This is a genomic window from Pseudomonas sp. P9_31, assembly GCF_034008235.1.
Classification (GTDB): Bacteria; Pseudomonadota; Gammaproteobacteria; order Pseudomonadales; family Pseudomonadaceae; genus Aquipseudomonas.
The window spans coordinates 1,548,452-1,567,498 of the sequence record NZ_CP125375.1; the positions used below are offsets into that span (position 1 = coordinate 1,548,452).

The following is a 19,047-nucleotide window of genomic DNA, read 5'->3' on the forward strand; positions in this document are numbered from 1 at the left end:
GACATTCGCGCGTCCCTTCGTTACCTGCGAAGGGGTATCTCCTGTTTAGAATCGTATGCAGCGCAAGCACCAGACTTGCATGCATAACAACAAGAAAGGTACTACTAGATGAATGCGATTTCTCGCCTCGCTACTGTCATTTCTCTCGCTTCGCTGCTTCCCGTTGCTGCATTCCCGCTCAGTGCCCTTGCCGCCGATGCCAAAGGTTCGGTGGAGGTCGTTCACTGGTGGACGTCTGGTGGTGAAAAAGCAGCGGTCGATGTGCTCAAGGCTCAAGTCGAAAAAGACGGCTTCACCTGGAAAGACGGCGCAGTCGCCGGCGGTGGCGGTTCCACGGCCATGACCGTACTCAAAAGCCGCGCCGTGGCCGGTAACCCGCCAGGCGTTGCCCAGATCAAGGGGCCGGACATCCAGGAGTGGGGCAGCACTGGCCTGCTCAGCACCGATGCCCTGAAAGACGTTTCCAAATCGGAAAACTGGGACAGCCTGCTGATCAAGAAAGTCTCCGACACCGTGAAATATGAAGGCGATTACGTCGCCGTGCCGGTGAACATTCACCGCGTCAACTGGCTGTGGATCAACCCGGAAGTCTTCAAGAAAGCCGGGATCGACAAAGCGCCGACCACCCTCGCAGAATTCTATGCCGCTGGCGACAAGCTCAAGGCTGCCGGCTTCATCGCGCTCGCTCACGGCGGCCAGCCTTGGCAGGACAGCACCGTGTTCGAAGACGTGGTGCTCTCGGTCATGGGGGCTGACGGTTACAAGAAAGCCCTGGTCGACCTGGACCAGAAAACCCTCTCCGGGCCAGAGATGGCCAAGGCCTTCACCGAGCTGAAAAAAGTCACCGGCTACATGGACCCGAACCGCGCCGGTCGTGACTGGAACATCGCTGCCGCCGACGTCATCAGCGGCAAGGCCGGGATGCAGATGATGGGCGACTGGGCCAAGAGCGAATGGACCGCCGCGAAGAAAGTAGCGGGCAAGGACTACCAGTGCGTGCCGTTCCCGGGCACCGAAAAAGCCTTCACCTACAACATCGACTCGCTGGCCGTGTTCAAGCTCAAAGCCGATCGCAAAGGCGACATCGCCGCCCAGCAAGACCTGGCCAAGGTCGCTCTGGGCAAAGACTTCCAGAAAGTCTTCAGCATCAACAAAGGCTCGATCCCGGTGCGTACCGACATGCTTAACGACATGAGCGCGCTGGGCTTCGATTCTTGCGCTCAAGCGTCCGCCAAGGATTTCCTGGCTGACGAGAAGACCGGCGGCCTGCAACCGAGCATGGCGCACAACATGGCCACTTCCCTGGCCGTGCAGGGCGCAATTTTCGATGTGGTCACCAACTTCATGAACGACAAGAACGCTGACCCGGCCAAGGCCAGCGCGCAACTGGCATCGGCCGTCAAAGCCGCCCAGTAATCCCTGACGCCGCTTGACCCCTGTGGGAGCGAGCCTGCTCGCGATAGCTGACTGACATTCAACATCGATGTCGACTGATACACCGCTATCGCGAGCAGGCTCGCTCCCACAAGGGATCGCCGTGCCGATTTCTTTCCTCTTCACCTGGATTATCCCGATGAGCTCTGTGGCGGTTTTCAGCAAAGCCTCACCGTTCGACGCACTGCAGCGCTGGCTCCCCAAGCTGGTTTTGGCGCCAAGCATGCTGATCGTCCTGGTTGGTTTTTACGGTTACATCATCTGGACATTCGTACTGTCCTTCACCAACTCCAGCTTCATGCCGAGCTACAAGTGGGTCGGCCTGCAGCAATACATTCGGCTGATGGACAACGATCGCTGGTGGGTCGCGAGCAAAAACCTCGCGGTGTTCGGCGGCATGTTCATCGGTATCAGCCTGGTGCTGGGCGTTTTCCTCGCCGTGCTGCTGGATCAGCGCATTCGCAAGGAAGGCTTCATCCGTACCGTTTACCTGTACCCGATGGCGCTCTCGATGATCGTCACCGGTACCGCGTGGAAATGGCTGCTCAACCCTGGGCTCGGTCTGGACAAGATGCTGCGTGACTGGGGCTGGGAAGGCTTCCGTCTCGACTGGCTGGTGGATCAGGATCGCGTGGTGTATTGCCTGGTGATCGCCGCTGTGTGGCAAGCCTCCGGGTTTGTGATGGCGATGTTCCTGGCCGGCCTGCGTGGCGTCGATCAGTCGATCATCCGCGCGGCGCAAGTCGACGGTGCGAGCCTGCCGACCATCTACCTGAAGATCGTGTTGCCGAGCCTGCGCCCGGTGTTCTTCAGCGCCTTCATGATCCTCGCGCACATCGCGATCAAGAGCTTCGACCTGGTGGCGGCGATGACCGCGGGCGGTCCCGGTTACTCATCCGACCTGCCGGCGATGTTCATGTACTCCTTCACTTTCAGCCGTGGCCAGATGGGCATTGGTTCGGCGAGCGCCATGATGATGCTCGGCGCGATCCTGGCGATTCTGGTGCCGTACCTGTACTCCGAATTGCGAGGCAAACGCCATGAGTAATCAACTTGGCAAACCAGGTATCAGCTTCAGCCGCATCGCCATTTATGCAACCCTGTTGCTGGCCGCGGCGATCTATCTGGTCCCGCTGGTGGTGATGTTGCTGACCAGTTTCAAATCCCCGGAAGACATCCGCACCGGCAACCTGTTGAGCTGGCCGCAAGTGATTGACGGCATCGGCTGGATCAAGGCCTGGGATGTGGTCGGCGGCTACTTCTGGAACTCGGTGAAAATCACCGTACCGGCGGTGTTGATCTCCACCTTCATCGGGGCCATGAACGGCTACGTGCTGTCGATGTGGCGCTTCCGCGGTTCGCAACTGTTCTTCGGTCTGTTGCTGTTCGGTTGCTTCCTGCCGTTCCAGACCGTGCTGCTGCCGGCCTCGTTCACCGTCGGCAAACTCGGCCTGGCCAACACCACCACGGGCCTGGTGCTGGTGCACATCGTCTACGGACTGGCGTTCACCACGCTGTTCTTCCGCAACTACTACGTGAGCATTCCGGATGCGCTGGTCAAGGCGGCGCGGCTGGATGGCGCGGGCTTCTTCACGATTTTCTGGAAGATCCTGCTGCCGATGTCGATCCCGATCGTGATGGTCTGCCTGATCTGGCAGTTCACTCAAATCTGGAATGACTTCCTGTTCGGCGTGGTCTTCGCCAGTGGCGATGCCCAGCCGATTACCGTGGCCCTGAACAACCTGGTCAACACCAGCACCGGGGCCAAGGAATACAACGTTGATATGGCCGCCGCGATGATCGCCGGGCTGCCGACACTGCTGGTCTACATATTCGCTGGCAAGTATTTCCTGCGTGGGCTGACGTCCGGCGCGGTCAAGGGGTAGAACATGGCAACTCTCGAATTACGCAATGTCAACAAGACCTACGGCAGCGGTTTGCCGGACACCCTGAAAAACATCGAACTGAAGATCGATGACGGTGAATTCCTGATCCTGGTCGGCCCATCGGGCTGCGGCAAATCCACGTTGATGAATTGCATCGCCGGGCTTGAAAACATCAGCGGCGGGGCGATCCTGGTGGACGACGCCGACATCAGCGGCATGAGCCCGAAAGATCGCGACATCGCCATGGTATTCCAGTCCTACGCGCTGTACCCGACCATGAGCGTGCGCGACAACATCGCGTTCGGCCTGAAGATTCGTAAAATGCCGGCCGCCGAAATCGACGAAGAAGTCGCACGTGTGGCCAAGCTGCTGCAGATCGAACACCTGCTCAGCCGCAAGCCGGGTCAGCTTTCCGGTGGTCAGCAACAGCGCGTGGCCATGGGTCGGGCACTGGCGCGGCGGCCGAAGATTTACCTGTTCGACGAACCGCTGTCCAACCTCGACGCCAAGCTGCGGGTCGAGATGCGCACCGAAATGAAACTGATGCACCAGCGGCTGAAAACCACCACGGTCTACGTGACCCACGACCAGATCGAAGCCATGACCCTGGGCGACAAGGTTGCGGTGATGAAGGACGGGATCATTCAGCAGTTCGGTACGCCGAAAGACATCTATAACAACCCGGCCAACCTGTTCGTGGCGAGCTTCATCGGTTCGCCGCCGATGAACTTCATTCCCCTGCGTTTGCAACGCAAGGACGGCCGGCTGGTGGCGTTGCTCGACAGCGGCCAGGCGCGCTGCGAATTGCCGCTGGGCATGCAGGACGCCGGGCTCGAAGACCGCGAAGTGATCCTCGGCATGCGCCCGGAGCAGATCGTGCTGGCGAACGGCGAGCCGAACGGATTGCCGACCATTCGCGCCGAAGTGCAGGTCACCGAGCCGACCGGCCCCGACACCCTGGTGTTCGTCAACCTCAACGACACCAAGGTCTGCTGCCGTCTGGCACCGGACGTCGCGCCAGCCGTGGGTGAGACCCTGACTCTGCAATTCGATCCATCGAAAGTGCTGCTGTTCGATGCCAAGACCGGTGAGCGCCTGGGTGTAGCGGGCCTGCCAAAGACCGAGGCCCACGGCGCCAACGTGGCGCAGTTCAAAGGCCGCTGAAGATCAAAAAATGTGGGAGCGAGCCTGCTCGCGATGACGGACTGACATTCAACATCGATGTCGACCGATACACCGCTATCGCGAGCAGGCTCGCTCCCACAGGGGGAATCCGTGGCGTCCGGACTGTCGTGCGTCGCAATCGATGTAAACCGCGTTAGATAAAAACAGTTAATAACAATAAAGACGAGGATGTAGGGATGAAGAAGAAGAACAACGCTCAGCTTATCTGCCAATTGTCGGCTGTTGCGGCGATGATGCTGGCCGGCAGCGTGCACGCGGCTGACGCGTTCAGCGCCGATTCCAAGTGGATGACGGGGGACTGGGGTGGCGAGCGGACCAAGCTGATCGAGCAAGGTATCGACATCAAGGCCGACTATGTCGGTGAAGTGGGCGGCAACCTGCATGGCGGCTACAACGACGACAAGACGGCACGTTACGCCGACCAGTTTGGCTTGGGCGTGGCGCTGGACCTGCAAAAGCTGTGGGGCTGGGATAACACCCAGGCCAAGATCCAGTTCACCAACCGTAACGGTCAGAACATCTCCAATGACCGCGTCGGCGACCCGCGTGCTGGCACCTTGAGTTCCTCGCAGGAAGTCTACGGCCGTGGCCACATGGTCCGTCTGACCCAGTTGTGGGTCCAGCATCAGTTCCTCGACGGTAAACTGGACGTCAAAGCCGGTTACTTCGGCGAAGGCGAAGACTTCAACACCTTCCCTTGCGAGTTCCAGAACCTGGCATTCTGTGGTTCCCAGGCGGGTAACTGGGCGACCGGTATCTGGTACAATTGGCCGGTCATGCAGGCGGCGCTTCGCGTGAAGTACAACATCACGCCCGAGTTCTATGCGCAGATCGGCGCATACAACCAGAACCCGTCGCAACTTGAGCACGGTAACGGCTTCAAGCTCAGCGGCAGTGGTACCAAGGGCACCGTCTTGCCGGTTGAACTGGTCTGGTCACCGAAGGTCAACAACCTGCCGGGCGAATACCGTGTCGGTTACTACAAGAGCACTGCCGACGCCAATGATGTCCGTGAAGACGACAACGGCAACGATGCAGCGACCACCGGCAACGCCTATCGCAGCCACAACAGCAAGCACGGCTACTGGTTCGTGGCGCAGCAACAACTCACCAGCCACAACGGTGATGCTTCACGCGGTCTGAACATCGCGGCCAACGCTACCTTCCACGACAAGGACACCAACTTCGTCGACAACTACCAGTCGCTGATGTTTGTTTACAAGGGCCCGTTTGATGCTCGTCCAAAAGACGACGTCGGGATCGGTTTCTCTCGTATCCATGTCAACGATGACGTGAAGAAAAACGCCGAGTTGGTCAACGCCGCCAATGGTGTCACCGACTACAACGATCCGCTGTTCGCGCCACTGCGCAGCACCGAGTACAACTACGAGATCAACTACGGTTTCCACGTTACCAACTGGTTGACGGTACGTCCTAACCTGCAATACATCACTCACCCAGGTGGTGTGGATGAAGTTGATAACGCGCTGGTGGCCGGCCTGAAAATTCAGTCGGTGTTCTAACGCTGTTGCGATAAGCTCCTCTCTATGTGCGCATTTTTGCGGACGGCCATGGCTGTCCGCTTTTTTTTGGGGGGGGCGCACCCTCGGGTGACAGATGATTTTCAGGACCGTGGCACATGCTTGAGCATCCGCTACAACGCTTTTTCAAATCCTTGCGCGAACGTCCGGTGTTTGCGTGGGAGCGCTATCAGATGCGCGATGTGCTGGTGATCGACCATCCGCTGTGTCAGGCGGTGTTCAGTCGGCAGGGTGCGCAGTTGCTGCACTTCCAGCCAAAGGGGCAGAAACCCTGGCTGTGGTGCGCGGCGAAATGGCCTCATGTCGGTGCGATTCGCGGCGGCGTGCCGGTGTGCTGGCCTTGGTACGGCCGCCATCCAAGCGAAAACGCCTGGCCGTCCCATGGCTGGGCGCGCCTGCTCGACTGGAAACTGCTCGACAGCACCAGTGATGACGATGGCGTGCACCTGCACTGGCAGTTACAGCTGTGCGACTGGCAAGTGGACTTGCACGCGCACCTGGGCGAGCGCATGGATTTGCACCTGAGCACCGAGCATCAGGACGACATGCCGTGCCAGTTGAGTCAGGCGTTGCACGCCTATTGGCGTATTGGCGACGTGGGTGAGGTAGCGCTGTCTGGGCTCGACGGCGCGCAAGGCTACGACCAGTTGAACCGTCAGGTTTGCCTGCAGGAAGGTGAGTTGCGGGTCGATGGCGGGTGTCAGCGAGTGTTCCAGCATGACGGCGAATTACAGCTCAAGGACCACGCCTGGCAGCGGCAATTGTGCATCGACACCGGTGACCATGCGGACACGGTGGTCTGGCATCCCGGCTCGCGGCCGTTGCTGGGGGTAAGCTGGAACGAGATTTCAGAGTTCGTCTGTGTGGAAGCCGCGAGTGGCGGGACCGATAGCTTGAGCCTGGCACCGGGGGAGCGGGCGCATTTGAGTTTGCAGGCGCGGGTTGGGGTTTAGCACAAGATCCATGGTGTGGCGGGTATCGCTTTCGCGAGCAAGCCCGCTCCCACAATGGATCTGCTTTGAACACAAATGCTGTATCCATCGAAGATCTACTGTGGGAGCGGGCTTGCTCGCGAAGGCGGCTTGTCAGGCGACAAAGAACTCAGAGCGGATTAATTGAACTCATCCCCAATCGGATACCGACTGGCATTGAGGCTTTCCTTGATCTTGCGTAAATGCGGCTGGAAATCCACGCCCCGGCGCAGGGTCATGCCGGTGGCGAGCACATCGAGCACGGTCAGTTGAATGATCCGCGAGGTCATCGGCATGTAGATGTCGGTGTCTTCCGGCAGTGGAATGTTCAGGCTCAAGGTACTGGCCTTGGCCAGCGGCGAGCCCTCGGCCGTCAGGCCCAGTACCGAAGCGCCGTTTTCCCGGGCGATGCGCGCCACTTCCACCAGTTCGCGGGTGCGGCCGGTGTAGGAAATGATCACGAACAACTCACCGGTGTGGGCCACCGAGGCAATCATGCGTTGCATCAGCACATCGGCATGCGCAGTGACCGCGAGGTTGAAGCGGAAGAACTTGTGCTGCGCATCCAGCGCCACCGGGGCCGAGGCGCCGAGGCCGAAGAAGTGGATTTGTCGCGCCTGGATCAACAGGTCGACGGCGCGGCTGATCAGGTTCGGGTCCAGGGCCTGGCAGGCGCTGTCCAGGGACGCGATTGCGCTGCCAAAGATTTTCTGGGTGTAGGCTTCCGGATTGTCGTCGGCTTCCACCGCACGGCTGACATACGCCGCGCCACTGGCCAGGCTCTGTGCCAGTTGCAGTTTCAGTTCCGGGTAGCCGCTGACACCGAACGAGCGGCAGAAACGGTTGACCGTCGGCTCGCTGACCTTTGAAGCCTGGGCGAGGGCGGCGATGCTGAACCGGGTGGCTTGCTGCGGGTTGAGCAGGATCACTTCGGCGACTTTGCGTTCTGCCTTGTTCAGGTCTTCAAGGCGATTCTGGATCTGTTCCAGTAAATTTCGCACGCGGTCCATATGGGGTTCCTAGATTCACCTGCGCAAACAAGCGCTCGGCTATGCAAATTGGGCCTTTGATACGGCCTGTAACGGTGGCCTATCCTACTGATGGCTCCGACCGACCACCACTCGGAATCTATATTTTGCGAAAATGTTGTGGTTATTACTACATTTTCCCTTGAGTGATGCCTTGAAAAAAGGTATTTGTAGCTTAACTTGATAAAAGAACAAACATCATGCCTTCGATTACGGTTGAACCGTGCACCTTTGCCTTGTTCGGCGCTCTCGGCGATCTTGCCCTGCGCAAGCTGTTTCCTGCCCTTTATCAACTCGATGGCGCCGGCCTGCTTCATGAGGATACGCGCATTATCGCGCTGGCCCGTGAACCCGGCAGCGAGCAACAGCATCTGGCATTCATTGCCACCGAGCTGCGCCGCTACGTAGGCGCCAAAGAGCTGGATGAAGCTGTACTCGAGCGCTTCCTGGCCCGTTTGAGCTACTTGCACGTCGACTTCCTCAAGGCTGACGATTACGTCGCCCTGGCCGAGCAGGCCGGCAGCGCCCAGCGGATGATTGCCTACTTCGCCACGCCGGCGGCGGTTTACGGCGCCATTTGCGAGAACCTGTCGAAGGTCGGCCTGACCGAAAACACCCGCGTGGTGCTGGAAAAGCCCATCGGCTCGGACCTGGAGTCCTCGCGCAAGGTCAACGACGCCGTGGCGCAGTTCTTCCCGGAGAACCGCACCTACCGCATCGACCACTACCTGGGCAAAGAGACCGTACAAAACCTGATCGCCCTGCGTTTCGCCAACAGCCTGTTCGAAACCCAGTGGAACCAGAATTACATCTCCCACGTGGAAATCACCGTGGCCGAGCAGGTCGGGATCGAAGGCCGCTGGGGTTACTTCGACAAGGCCGGCCAGCTGCGGGACATGATCCAGAATCACCTGCTGCAACTGCTCTGCCTGATCGCCATGGACCCGCCGGCCGACCTGTCCGCCGACAGCATCCGCGACGAGAAAGTCAAAGTGCTCAAGGCGCTGGCGCCGATCAGCCCGGAAGGCCTGACCACTCAGGTGGTGCGCGGCCAGTACATCGCCGGCCACAGCGAAGGAAAATCGGTGCCGGGGTATCTGGAGGAGCCTAATTCCAACACCCAGAGCGACACCGAGACCTTCGTCGCCCTGCGTGCCGACATTCGCAACTGGCGCTGGGCCGGCGTGCCGTTTTACCTGCGCACCGGCAAACGCATGCCGCAGAAGCTGTCGCAGATCGTCATCCACTTCAAGGAGCCGTCGCACTACATCTTCGCTCCCGAACAGCGCTTGCAGATCAGCAACAAACTGATCATCCGCCTGCAACCGGATGAAGGCATTTCCTTGCGCGTGATGACCAAAGAACAAGGCCTGGACAAGGGCATGCAGCTGCGCAGCGGTCCGTTGCAGCTGAATTTTTCCGACACCTGGCGTAGCGCGCGGATTCCCGATGCCTACGAGCGGTTGTTGCTGGAAGTGATGCGTGGCAATCAGAACCTGTTTGTCCGTAAAGATGAAATCGAAGCCGCGTGGAAGTGGTGTGACCAGTTGATCGCCGGGTGGAAAAAATCCGGTGATGCGCCCAAGCCGTACGCGGCCGGGTCCTGGGGGCCGATGAGCTCCATTGCACTGATCACGCGGGACGGGAGGTCGTGGTATGGCGATATCTGAATTGAAACTGCCTCAGGGCGTCAGCGCCCATGAGTTCAAAAGCCCGGTGCTGTTGGCCGAAGGCCTGGCATTGACGGTAGCCAGACAACTGAGCGACGCGATCGCTGCACAGGGCGCCGCGACGCTGGTGGTGTCCGGTGGACGCAGCCCGGTGGCGTTTTTCCAGCATCTGGCCAAGCAGGCGCTGGACTGGTCGAAGGTGGTGGTCAGCCTGGCTGACGAGCGCTGGGTGCCGGTAGAGCATGCCGACAGCAATGCCGGCCTGCTCAAGCGTTACCTGTTGCAAGGCCCGGCGGCCAAGGCCCAGTTCCTGAGCCTCTACAGTGCCACCGCCAACCTGGAGCAGGCCGCCGAGCAGGCTGATCGCTTGCTCGCCGAATTGCCGCCGATCGACGTGCTGGTGCTGGGCATGGGCGATGACGGTCACACCGCGTCGCTGTTCCCCAACAGCCCGAACCTGGCCGATGCCTTGAAAATCGACGGCAGCCGTCGCTGCTGGCCGATGCTGGCGCCGACCGTGCCGCATCAGCGCCTGACCATGAGTCGTGCGCTGCTGGCTTCGGCCAAGCACACCGTTCTATCGATTTCCGGTCAGTCCAAACTGATCACCCTGAGTGCCGCACTGGCCGGTGACGATGTCGCCGCCATGCCGATTCGGGCGTTTCTGCAACCTACGTTAGAGATTTACTGGTGCCCATGAACCAAGGATCAGCCGCTATGACAAACACATCCCCGACCGTTTCCATGGCGGACAAAGTTGCCCTGATCGACAGCCTCTGCGCCAGGGCGCGGATCCTGCCGGTGATCACCATCGCTCGTGAACAGGACGTGCTGCCGTTGGCCGACGCCCTGGCGGCCGGTGGCCTGACGGCGCTGGAAGTGACCCTGCGTTCGCAGTTCGGCCTCAAGGCGATCCAGATCCTGCGCGCGCAGCGTCCAGAGCTGGTGACCGGCGCCGGCACCGTGCTCGATCGCAGCATGTTGGTCGCTGCCGAAGCGGCCGGTTCGCAGTTCATCGTGACGCCGGGCATCACCCGTGATCTGCTCGAAGCCAGTGTCGACAGCCCGATCCCGCTGTTGCCGGGCATCAGCAATGCCTCCGGCATCATGGAAGGCTATAGCCTGGGTTATCGCCGCTTCAAGCTGTTCCCGGCGGAAGTCAGCGGCGGCGTCGCGGCTATCAAGGCCCTGGGCGGCCCGTTCGGCGAAGTTAAATTCTGCCCGACCGGCGGCGTCAGCCCGGCCAACATCAAGAGCTACATGGCGTTGAAAAACGTGATGTGCGTGGGCGGTAGCTGGATGCTTGACCCCGAGTGGATCAAGAACGGCGACTGGGCCCGCATCCAGGAGTGCACCGCCGAGGCGTTGGCTCTGCTGGACTGATTGAACGGATTTACCAAACACTTCGTTGTGTGTTCTACGGCTTTACGGTGCGCTTGGTCGGTGCACCGTTTTTTTTTGCCTGAAATAAAACCCCTGTGGGAGTGGGCTTGCTCGCGAAGGGGCCGTCACATTCAATGCAGATGTTGACTGTCAGACCGCTTTCGCGAGCAAACCCGCTTCCACAGGACATCATGCGATACATAGTTACCGCATCTCGCCGCACGTCCAGCGTTAACCTGCGTTCATCTTATGGAAGAGAGAACGTCATGGACGACAACACCGCGATTTCATCCCCTTCACCGGTTTATCAACTGTCACCCGAACAGGTCGCCGGTCCGTATTTTCGAAATCCAAAACTGATCAGACGAAACATCAGCGAAGGCATGGATGGCATTCCCTTGGTGTTGCGGCTGACGATCGTCGATGCCATGACCGGTCAACCGGTCACGGGGGCCGTGGTCGATATCTGGCATTGCAACGCACGCGGGGCGTATTCGGGCTGGAGCAAGGTCAACCCGGATAAGGAAGTCGATGTGGGTGATATCGGGTCGATCCCGCGCACCGACGACGATACCTATCTGCGCGGTGGGCAATTCTCGGACAAAAAGGGCATCGTGCGGTTTACCACGATTTATCCGGGGTTCTATGCCAGCCGCGCTCTGCACATTCACGTCGCGGTACGAATCACTGCCGGCAACAACTATCTGGAAGAGCGGCATGTCGCCTGGGTCGGCCAGCTGTACTTTCCCGAGGTGGTGTCGAGGTCGGTCCTCAATGCCAGAGAGTACAGCGGCCGCGTGGTATCACCGCTGAGCAACGATGAAGATTTTCACTATAGACACCATGGCGGCGAAGCCTCGACCCTGAATATTCACACCATAGGTCGAGACTCGAAGGAAGATGGCTTTTTCGGGCACATCACCATCGGTGTCGACACGTTTGCGCTGTCATCGCAGATCAAACCCGAGGACTTCGACAAGTACACCGTGTGACGTCAGCGCAATTCGCTCAGCGCCCGGGCCAGCACATCCATGTCGGCTGCTGTGGTGGTGAGCCCCGGTGTAATGCGAATGCACGGGCCACTCGCCGCGCCGCTGCGCGCCACGGTAAACAGGTTGTAGTCGTTGAACAGGCGCTCGACCATCGCCTGTTGGTCGGCATGCCGGGTAAAGCGCATCGAGGTGATGCCGCAATACAGGCGTGGGTCATCCGGGGTCCAGCTGCGTGCGAATCTCGACGCTTTCGCCCTGTTCGAAGCGCTGGCGCACATGCACCGAGTTGCCGCGGTTGATGAGTTCGATGTTGCGCTGATACTCCTTGACCACAGTGCGTGACATGCGCCCGAAGTAACCGTTCTCCAGGTTCAGGGGGCCGGGTTCGACAGCGTAGCGATCGGCGGGTCAGTGACGAGGGGCGGGTTTGCCGTGTTTGACACGCAGCGGTTCGAGCAGCTCCGACAAGCCGTTGTGGTCGATTTCCTGCATCAAGGCCAGCAAACCGCCCAGTTCACCGTGAGGGAAACCTTCGCGGGCGAACCAGTTCAGGTACTGGCCGGGCAGGTCAGCGATGATGCGACCCTTGTATTTGCCGAAGGGCATTTCACGGGTAATCAACAGTTCGAGCTTTTCGGGATTCATCATCAGTCGTCTTGATTCAAACAGTCTGGAAAATACAGGCATTCTGCATGCAGGCCAAATGACAGATCATGCAAAAGAAGCGGATACAGATTTCGCCTTTAAAGCTAATTTATTGAAATATAAGTAAAAAATAATCAATTCAAAGCTGGCATGGCGGGTGCAACACCTTATTGCATCTTTCATCAACCGTAAGGAATTGAAAAATGACCGACATCAACAAAGAAGCGATCTCTGTACTCAACGACCTGATTGAAACCAGCAAAGACGGTCAGGAAGGGTTCAAGACTTGCGCTGAAGATATCAAGCATCCAGAACTCAAAACCCTGTTCGTTCAGCGCTCTAGCGACTGCGCCACTGCCGCTGCCGAGTTACAGGCTATGGTGCGTTCCCTGGGCGGTGATCCGGAAACCTCCACCAGTGTCAGTGGCGATCTGCACCGTCGCTGGGTCGACGTGAAGGCGATGTTCACCGGCAAGGATGAAGAAGCAGTGCTGAACGAAGCCGAACGCGGTGAAGACCATGCGCTGAAGGCTTACAAAAAAGCGCTGGAGAAAATCAACAAGGACAACCTGGTGGGCATTCGTGACATCGTTGAACGCCAGTACCACGGCGTGCAACGCAACCACGATCAGGTGAAAGCCCTGCGCAACCAGGCTCGCGCACGCTCGTAAGTTCGACCTGTGGCGAGGGAGCTTGCTCCCGTTGGGGGGCGCAGCGCCCCCTAAATCAAACACCGCGTTGGATCTGATCAAGCGCGGTGACAGGTTTACGACTGCTGCGCAGCCGAACGGGAGCAAGCTCCCTCGCCACAGGCAAGGCCTCTCATCACAAGGGAGCGATGAATCAGCCGATGCTGATCGCCGGCAACGTCGGCAACGTCACGGTCTGTTGCTTGCGCGGCGCCAGAATCTCCGCCTCGCCATCCACCACCAACTCATCGCGCTGGTTGAACACCCGAGTGGCGATACGCACACGAAACTTCGGCAGTTTCTCGAGGATCTCCAGGCGTACGGTCAGCGTGTCGCCAATCTTTACCGGTTTCTGGAAGCTCATCTGCTGACCGATATAAATAGTCCCTGGCCCAGGCAACTCGCAAGCCACCGCCGCGCTGATCAACGCGCCGCTGAACATGCCGTGGGCGATACGCTCCTTGAACATGGAGGCAGCGGCGAATTCGGCGTCCAGGTGCACCGGGTTATGGTCACCGGACATCGCGGCGAACAACTGAATGTCGCGCTCTTCGACGGTTTTGCTGTAGCTGGCGGTCTGGCCGACTTCGAGGGCTTCGTAAGGGGTGTTGGTAACCTGGGTCATCTGTCTCGATTCCTGTGACGAATTAAATAAATCCACAAAAAAACTATTCGGCTCTGGGTGGCCGGCGGTTGCTCAAGGCTTGGGCGATCCAGTTCAGCACATCGGCAGTCACTTCGTCGCGGTTGCTCTCGTTGAACAGTTCATGCCGGGCCTGCGGGTAAATAGTCAGCTGCAGGCTCTGGCAGCCAGCGTCGCGCAGGGCGTGGGCCAGATCTATCAGACGTTTGCCTTCGCTCACCGGATCACATTCGCCACCGATCACCAGCAGCGGCAGGCCCGGATCGATCTGGGCGAGATTGGACGCTTTGCTGATTTGCTGCAAGCCGCCGAGCAAATCGATCCACAGTTGATTGGTGCAGCGAAAGCCGCAGAGCGGGTCGCTGGCGTACTTGTCGACTTCCGCCGGGTCGCGGCTCAGCCAGTCGAACGAGGTGCGCGCCGGTTTGAACTTCTTGTTGAACGAACCGAACGACAGCCATTCGATCAGCGCACTGCGACCCTTGGGGCCCTGACGCAGGCGTTCGAGGCGAGCAATCTGCCGCGCTGCACGATAGAGTGCCACGGGCTGGAAGTTCGAACCGCTGAGAATGGCCCCGTGCAGGCTGGCGCTGTGGTGCAGCAAGTAAGCCTGGGTGATGTAGCTGCCCATGCTGTGGCCCAACAGTACGATCGGAATGCCGGGATGCTGTTGGCCGATGTGTTGGTTAAGGCTGGCCAGGTCGCCGACCACTTTGCACCAGCCATCGTCGTCGTCGAAATGCCCCAGAGTGCCGTTTTCGGCGGTTTTGCCATGTCCACGCAAGTCCGGTGCGTAAACGCCGTAGTCCTGTTCGCAGAACTTTTCTGCCAGACGAGCGTAGCGACCGCTGTGTTCCGCCATGCCGTGGGCCAGCAGGATCACGGCCTTCAACGGTGCAGCCGGCAGCCACTGGTTGATGAAGAGGCGGCTGTGGTCACTCGCGGTCAGCCAGAAAGTGTCGTGGATCATGGCGATTCCTTTGCATTGGGCTGCATGGGGTTGCAGGGTGGGAAACAGCCTCGTTGCATTGTATAGCGCATCCGTCGCCTACCGTCTGATCAGGCCACGCCGGGGCAGCGAGATTCACGGGATCAATGACGACTGTGCGCATATTTGCCTGATTCACCATAGCTGCTAGTGTCCGGGAAGCTCCGTTTTTCAGCAGTGACGGAAAAGCGGCCCCGGATAGATTCAGGTAAAGAGGACAAGAACAATGCAACCTGATTTCTGGAATGACAAGCGCCCGGCCGGCGTGCCCCTGGATATCGACCTTGGGGCCTATAAGTCGGTAATCGAGGTGTTCGAGCGTTCCTGCAAGAAATTTGCTGACCGCCCGGCATTCAGCAACATGGGCGTGACCTTGACCTACGCCGAATTGGAACGCTACAGCGCAGCGTTTGCCGGTTACCTGCAAGCCCACACCGACCTCGCGCCGGGGGATCGCATCGCGGTGCAGATGCCCAACGTGTTGCATTATCCGATTGCCGTGTTCGGCGCCTTGCGCGCCGGGCTGATCGTGGTCAACACCAACCCGCTGTACACCGCGCGTGAGATGCGACATCAGTTCAAGGACTCCGGTGCCCGGGCGCTGGTTTACCTGAACGTGTTCGGACAGAAGGTCCAGGAAGTGCTGCCCGACACCGACATCCAGTACCTGATCGAAGCGAAAATGGGCGACCTGATGCCCACCGCCAAGGGCTGGCTGGTCAATACCGTGGTCGCCAAGGTCAAGAAAATGGTCCCGGACTATTCCTTGCCGCAGGCCATCTCCTTCAAGAGCGCGCTACGTCTGGGCCGGGGTCTGGGGATCAAACCGCTGAGCATCGGCCTCGACGACATCGCCGTGCTGCAATACACCGGCGGCACCACCGGGCTGGCCAAAGGCGCGATGCTGACCCACGGCAACCTGGTGGCGAACATGCAGCAGGCGCGGGCATGCCTCAGTCAGCTGGGTGCCGACGGTCAGCCGCTGCTGCGCGAAGGCCAGGAAGTGATGATCGCGCCGCTGCCGCTGTACCACATCTATGCATTCACGGCGAACTGCATGTGCATGATGGTGACTGGCAACCACAACGTGCTGATCACCAATCCACGGGACATCAAGGGCTTCATCAAGGAACTGAAGAACTGGCGGTTCTCGGCGCTGCTGGGGCTCAACACGCTGTTCGTCGCACTGATGGACCATCCCGACTTCAAGACCCTGGATTGCTCCAGTCTCAAAGTCACCAACTCCGGCGGCACGGCATTGGTCAAGGCCACCGCCGAGCGTTGGGAACAGCTCACCGGTTGCCGCATCACTGAAGGTTACGGCCTGACCGAGACCTCGCCAGTGGCCTGCACCAACCCTTACGGCGACAGATCGCGCATCGGCACGGTCGGCCTGCCAGTGCCGGGCACCACGCTCAAGGTCATCAACGATGAAGGCGTCGAGCAGCCGCTGGGCGAGCGCGGCGAACTGTGTATCAAGGGCCCGCAGATCATGAAGGGCTACTGGCAGAAACCCGAAGCCACCGCCGAAGTGCTGGATGCCGACGGCTGGTTCAAGTCGGGCGACATTGGGGTGATCGACCCGGACGGATTCGTGCGCATCGTCGATCGCAAGAAAGACATGATCATCGTCTCGGGCTTCAACGTGTACCCGAACGAGATCGAAGACGTGGTGATGGCCCACCCGAAAGTCGCCAGCTGCGCGGTGATCGGCGTGCCGGATGAGCGGTCGGGGGAGGCGGTGAAGTTGTTTGTGGTGGCCCGTGAAGCCGGGGTGAGCCTTGAGGAGTTGAAGGCGTACTGCAAGGAAAACTTCACGGCGTACAAAGTGCCCAAGCACATCGTGTTGCGTGAATCGTTACCGATGACGCCGGTGGGCAAGATTTTGCGGCGGGAGTTGCGGGATATCGCGTAAACGGTCGTAGACCGAGGTGGCGCCAAAAGATCGCAGCCTTCGGCAGCTCCTACGGGGATCGCATTCCTCTGTAGGCACTGCCGAAGGCTGCGATCTTTTGCTTTGAAGGCCCGTATTACGAGGCTTTTAAGGCTGTATAGGTTTTTTGCTCTAAAATGACTGCTTGTTTGTCTTGAGTCATTAAAGTGACTGTGGGGGCCGTTTTAGGCTCTAGTCGGCCCTTGGCAAAGCTGCTACTCTCGGCGCGCTTTGTGACTTCTCGGCCTATGTTAAAAGCCAGACTCACTAAAAACACACACCAATAATAATCGCATCAAATGCGGTGAAGAATTCGCGTTGCTGAGGAGTGGGCTTCCATGATCGAAGACTTTTGGAAGGATAAGTACCCAGCTGGAATTGCTGCCGAGATCAATCCAGACGAGTATCCGAATATTCAGGCAGTGTTGAAGCAATCCTGCCAACGCTTCGCTGACAAACCGGCATTCAGCAACCTGGGCAAGACAATCACCTACGGTGAACTGTACGAATTGTCCGGTGCCTTTGCTGCTTACCTGCAACAGCATACCGATTTGCAACCCGGCGATCGAATCGCCGTGCAACTGCCCAACGTATTGCAATACCCGGTCGCCGTCTTCGGTGCTATCCGCGCCGGGCTGATCGTGGTCAACACCAACCCGCTGTACACCGCGCGGGAAATGGAACACCAATTCAACGACTCCGGTGCCAAAGCCCTGGTCTGCCTGGCCAATATGGCGCACCTGGCACAGACCGTCGTGCCGAAGACTGGCGTCAAGCATGTGATCGTCACTGAAGTGGCCGACCTCTTGCCGCCGCTCAAGCGTCTGCTGGTCAATAGCGTCATCAAGTACGTGAAGAAGATGGTTCCGGCGTATCACTTGCCCAAGGCCATCAAATTCAACGACGTGCTGCGCAAGGGCCATGGCCAGCCAGTGGCTGAAGCCAACCCGGCCAGCAGCGACGTTGCCGTGCTGCAATACACCGGGGGCACCACCGGCGTGGCCAAGGGCGCGATGCTGACCCACCGCAACCTGGTGGCGAACATGCTGCAGTGCAAGGCGCTGATGGGCTCCAACCTCAATGAAGGTTGCGAGATCCTGATCACGCCGCTGCCGCTGTACCACATCTATGCCTTCACCTTTCATTGCATGTCGATGATGCTGATCGGCAACCACAACATCCTGATCAGCAACCCGCGCGACCTGACGGCGATGGTCAAGGAACTGTCGAAGTGGAAGTTCAGCGGTTTCGTCGGCCTGAACACGCTGTTCGTCGCGTTGTGCAACAACGAAGCGTTCCGCAAACTGGACTTCTCGAGCCTGAAAATCACCCTGTCCGGCGGCATGGCCTTGCAACTGGCCGCGGCCGAACGCTGGAAAGCGGTCACCGGTTGCCCGATCTGCGAAGGTTACGGCATGACAGAAACCAGCCCGGTGGCCACGGTGAACCCGAGCCAGAACATTCAGATCGGCACCATCGGTATTCCGGTGCCGTCGACTCTGTGCAAAGTCATCGACGATGCAGGCGTTGAACAGCCGTTGGGCGCCATCGGTGAATTGTGTGTGAAAGGTCCGCAAGTGATGAAGGGCTACTGGCAGCGTCAGGAAGCCACCGATGAAATACTCGACAGCGAAGGCTGGTTGAAGACCGGTGACATCGCACTGATCCAGCCGGACGGTTACATGCGCATTGTCGATCGCAAGAAAGACATGATCCTGGTCTCCGGTTTCAACGTGTATCCCAATGAGCTGGAAGACGTGCTGGCGACCCTGCCGGGCGTGTTGCAATGCGCGGCCATCGGCGTGCCGGACGAGAAGTCGGGGGAGGCGATCAAGATCTTCATCGTCGCCAAACCGGGCGTGACCCTGACCAAGGAACAGGTGATGGAGCACATGCGCGCCAATGTCACCGGCTACAAGGTGCCTAAAGCCGTGGAGTTCCGCGACGCACTGCCGACCACCAATGTCGGCAAGATCCTGCGCCGCGAACTGCGCGACGAAGAGCTGAAGAAACTGGGCGTGAAGAAAGTAGGCGCCTGATCAAACAAAAGCCCCGCAGA

The 19,047-nt window shown here is 59.2% G+C and carries 18 protein-coding genes and 1 pseudogene; 13 read left to right on the plus strand and 6 right to left on the minus strand.

What is annotated here, in order from left to right; all coding sequences use genetic code 11:
* Nucleotides 1-108: 108 nt before the first annotated feature.
* The 6 genes from QMK51_RS06980 (at nt 109) to QMK51_RS07005 (ending at nt 6,999) form a co-directional block, all read left to right on the plus strand.
* A complete protein-coding gene (locus tag QMK51_RS06980) occupies nt 109-1,416 on the plus strand; it encodes an ABC transporter substrate-binding protein (RefSeq protein ID WP_320393550.1) in 1,308 nt (435 codons plus the stop codon).
* A 157-nt stretch (nt 1,417-1,573) separates the two neighbouring features.
* Nucleotides 1,574-2,482, plus strand: a complete 909-nt coding sequence (locus QMK51_RS06985) for a carbohydrate ABC transporter permease (protein WP_007902369.1) — start codon at nt 1,574-1,576, stop codon at nt 2,480-2,482.
* The gene (locus tag QMK51_RS06990) at nt 2,475-3,320 is read left to right on the plus strand and encodes a carbohydrate ABC transporter permease (protein WP_258616721.1); all 846 of its coding nucleotides are present in this window, start codon (nt 2,475-2,477) and stop codon (nt 3,318-3,320) included. Before QMK51_RS06985 ends, QMK51_RS06990 begins: the two co-directional genes overlap by 8 nt.
* A gap of 3 nt (nt 3,321-3,323) precedes the next feature.
* Nucleotides 3,324-4,484 carry an ABC transporter ATP-binding protein gene (locus QMK51_RS06995; protein ID WP_320393551.1) on the plus strand — a complete coding sequence of 387 codons (1,161 nt, stop codon included), beginning with the start codon at nt 3,324-3,326 and terminating at the stop codon, nt 4,482-4,484.
* Between the two features lie 197 nt (nt 4,485-4,681).
* On the plus strand, nt 4,682-6,028 hold the full coding sequence (locus QMK51_RS07000) for a carbohydrate porin (protein WP_258699429.1): 1,347 nt from the start codon (nt 4,682-4,684) through the stop codon (nt 6,026-6,028).
* A gap of 116 nt (nt 6,029-6,144) precedes the next feature.
* A complete protein-coding gene (locus tag QMK51_RS07005) occupies nt 6,145-6,999 on the plus strand; it encodes a D-hexose-6-phosphate mutarotase (protein WP_320393552.1) in 855 nt (284 codons plus the stop codon).
* Nucleotides 7,000-7,157: 158 nt separating this feature from the next.
* Here QMK51_RS07005 and QMK51_RS07010 read toward each other — a convergent pair whose 3' ends face one another.
* A complete protein-coding gene (locus QMK51_RS07010) occupies nt 7,158-8,018 on the minus strand; it encodes a MurR/RpiR family transcriptional regulator (RefSeq protein ID WP_258622787.1) in 861 nt (286 codons plus the stop codon).
* A 227-nt stretch (nt 8,019-8,245) separates the two neighbouring features.
* Between QMK51_RS07010 and zwf the strand changes: the two genes are divergently transcribed.
* The 4 genes from zwf (at nt 8,246) to QMK51_RS07030 (ending at nt 12,090) form a co-directional block, all read left to right on the plus strand.
* Nucleotides 8,246-9,715 carry a glucose-6-phosphate dehydrogenase gene (zwf, locus tag QMK51_RS07015; RefSeq protein WP_258699431.1) on the plus strand — a complete coding sequence of 490 codons (1,470 nt, stop codon included), beginning with the start codon at nt 8,246-8,248 and terminating at the stop codon, nt 9,713-9,715.
* Nucleotides 9,702-10,415, plus strand: a complete 714-nt coding sequence (gene pgl, locus QMK51_RS07020) for a 6-phosphogluconolactonase (RefSeq protein WP_320393553.1) — start codon at nt 9,702-9,704, stop codon at nt 10,413-10,415. Before zwf ends, pgl begins: the two co-directional genes overlap by 14 nt.
* A gap of 17 nt (nt 10,416-10,432) precedes the next feature.
* On the plus strand, nt 10,433-11,098 hold the full coding sequence (locus QMK51_RS07025; RefSeq protein ID WP_258699433.1) for a bifunctional 4-hydroxy-2-oxoglutarate aldolase/2-dehydro-3-deoxy-phosphogluconate aldolase: 666 nt from the start codon (nt 10,433-10,435) through the stop codon (nt 11,096-11,098).
* Between the two features lie 266 nt (nt 11,099-11,364).
* Complete coding sequence (locus QMK51_RS07030) at nt 11,365-12,090, plus strand: intradiol ring-cleavage dioxygenase (protein WP_320393554.1); 726 nt, start codon at nt 11,365-11,367, stop codon at nt 12,088-12,090.
* Nucleotides 12,091-12,092: 2 nt separating this feature from the next.
* Here QMK51_RS07030 and QMK51_RS28915 read toward each other — a convergent pair.
* From QMK51_RS28915 to QMK51_RS07040, 3 genes and pseudogenes are all read right to left on the minus strand, one after another.
* A pseudogene (locus tag QMK51_RS28915) lies at nt 12,093-12,314 on the minus strand (class V aminotransferase); the annotation flags it as partial.
* A complete protein-coding gene (locus QMK51_RS28920; protein WP_413817551.1) occupies nt 12,304-12,435 on the minus strand; it encodes a hypothetical protein in 132 nt (43 codons plus the stop codon). The gene QMK51_RS28920 and the pseudogene QMK51_RS28915, both read right to left, overlap by 11 nt.
* A 63-nt stretch (nt 12,436-12,498) precedes the next feature.
* Complete coding sequence (locus QMK51_RS07040) at nt 12,499-12,735, minus strand: DUF3820 family protein (RefSeq protein WP_026346079.1); 237 nt, start codon at nt 12,733-12,735, stop codon at nt 12,499-12,501.
* A 203-nt stretch (nt 12,736-12,938) separates the two neighbouring features.
* On the opposite strand from QMK51_RS07040, the gene QMK51_RS07045 reads away from it, so the two are divergent.
* Nucleotides 12,939-13,406, plus strand: a complete 468-nt coding sequence (locus QMK51_RS07045; RefSeq protein WP_320393555.1) for a PA2169 family four-helix-bundle protein — start codon at nt 12,939-12,941, stop codon at nt 13,404-13,406.
* Between the two features lie 172 nt (nt 13,407-13,578).
* Here QMK51_RS07045 and QMK51_RS07050 read toward each other — a convergent pair whose 3' ends face one another.
* Nucleotides 13,579-14,049: a MaoC family dehydratase gene (locus QMK51_RS07050; protein ID WP_071553717.1), complete on the minus strand. Its 471-nt coding sequence runs from the start codon at nt 14,047-14,049 to the stop codon at nt 13,579-13,581.
* 43 nt (nt 14,050-14,092) lie between these two features.
* Nucleotides 14,093-15,037, minus strand: coding sequence for an alpha/beta hydrolase (locus QMK51_RS07055; RefSeq protein WP_320393556.1), 945 nt, complete (start codon nt 15,035-15,037; stop codon nt 14,093-14,095).
* Between the two features lie 244 nt (nt 15,038-15,281).
* Between QMK51_RS07055 and fadD2 the strand changes: the two genes are divergently transcribed.
* Both fadD2 and fadD1 read left to right on the plus strand, forming a co-directional pair.
* On the plus strand, nt 15,282-16,970 hold the full coding sequence (gene fadD2 / locus QMK51_RS07060) for a long-chain-fatty-acid--CoA ligase FadD2 (protein ID WP_258699437.1): 1,689 nt from the start codon (nt 15,282-15,284) through the stop codon (nt 16,968-16,970).
* 356 nt (nt 16,971-17,326) lie between these two features.
* Entirely contained in the window at nt 17,327-19,027 is a 1,701-nt protein-coding gene (gene fadD1 / locus QMK51_RS07065) for a long-chain-fatty-acid--CoA ligase FadD1 (RefSeq protein ID WP_320393557.1), read from the plus strand.
* Nucleotides 19,028-19,047: the final 20 nt, after the last annotated feature.

What these genes read in the sequence shown, in the direction of transcription:
- QMK51_RS07040 (WP_026346079.1), bottom strand. Translation starts at nt 12,735, where the DNA reads ATGAATCCCGAAAAGCTCGAACTGTTGATTACCCGTGAAATGCCCTTC.
- QMK51_RS07025 (WP_258699433.1), top strand. Translation starts at nt 10,433, where the DNA reads ATGACAAACACATCCCCGACCGTTTCCATGGCGGACAAAGTTGCCCTG.
- fadD2 (WP_258699437.1), top strand. Translation starts at nt 15,282, where the DNA reads ATGCAACCTGATTTCTGGAATGACAAGCGCCCGGCCGGCGTGCCCCTG.
- QMK51_RS07045 (WP_320393555.1), top strand. Translation starts at nt 12,939, where the DNA reads ATGACCGACATCAACAAAGAAGCGATCTCTGTACTCAACGACCTGATT.
- QMK51_RS07050 (WP_071553717.1), bottom strand. Translation starts at nt 14,049, where the DNA reads ATGACCCAGGTTACCAACACCCCTTACGAAGCCCTCGAAGTCGGCCAG.
- QMK51_RS07030 (WP_320393554.1), top strand. Translation starts at nt 11,365, where the DNA reads ATGGACGACAACACCGCGATTTCATCCCCTTCACCGGTTTATCAACTG.
- zwf (WP_258699431.1), top strand. Translation starts at nt 8,246, where the DNA reads ATGCCTTCGATTACGGTTGAACCGTGCACCTTTGCCTTGTTCGGCGCT.
- QMK51_RS07005 (WP_320393552.1), top strand. Translation starts at nt 6,145, where the DNA reads ATGCTTGAGCATCCGCTACAACGCTTTTTCAAATCCTTGCGCGAACGT.
- QMK51_RS07055 (WP_320393556.1), bottom strand. Translation starts at nt 15,037, where the DNA reads ATGATCCACGACACTTTCTGGCTGACCGCGAGTGACCACAGCCGCCTC.
- QMK51_RS06995 (WP_320393551.1), top strand. Translation starts at nt 3,324, where the DNA reads ATGGCAACTCTCGAATTACGCAATGTCAACAAGACCTACGGCAGCGGT.
- QMK51_RS06980 (WP_320393550.1), top strand. Translation starts at nt 109, where the DNA reads ATGAATGCGATTTCTCGCCTCGCTACTGTCATTTCTCTCGCTTCGCTG.
- QMK51_RS06985 (WP_007902369.1), top strand. Translation starts at nt 1,574, where the DNA reads ATGAGCTCTGTGGCGGTTTTCAGCAAAGCCTCACCGTTCGACGCACTG.
- QMK51_RS28920 (WP_413817551.1), bottom strand. Translation starts at nt 12,435, where the DNA reads ATGTCACGCACTGTGGTCAAGGAGTATCAGCGCAACATCGAACTCATC.
- pgl (WP_320393553.1), top strand. Translation starts at nt 9,702, where the DNA reads ATGGCGATATCTGAATTGAAACTGCCTCAGGGCGTCAGCGCCCATGAG.
- fadD1 (WP_320393557.1), top strand. Translation starts at nt 17,327, where the DNA reads ATGATCGAAGACTTTTGGAAGGATAAGTACCCAGCTGGAATTGCTGCC.
- QMK51_RS06990 (WP_258616721.1), top strand. Translation starts at nt 2,475, where the DNA reads ATGAGTAATCAACTTGGCAAACCAGGTATCAGCTTCAGCCGCATCGCC.
- QMK51_RS07000 (WP_258699429.1), top strand. Translation starts at nt 4,682, where the DNA reads ATGAAGAAGAAGAACAACGCTCAGCTTATCTGCCAATTGTCGGCTGTT.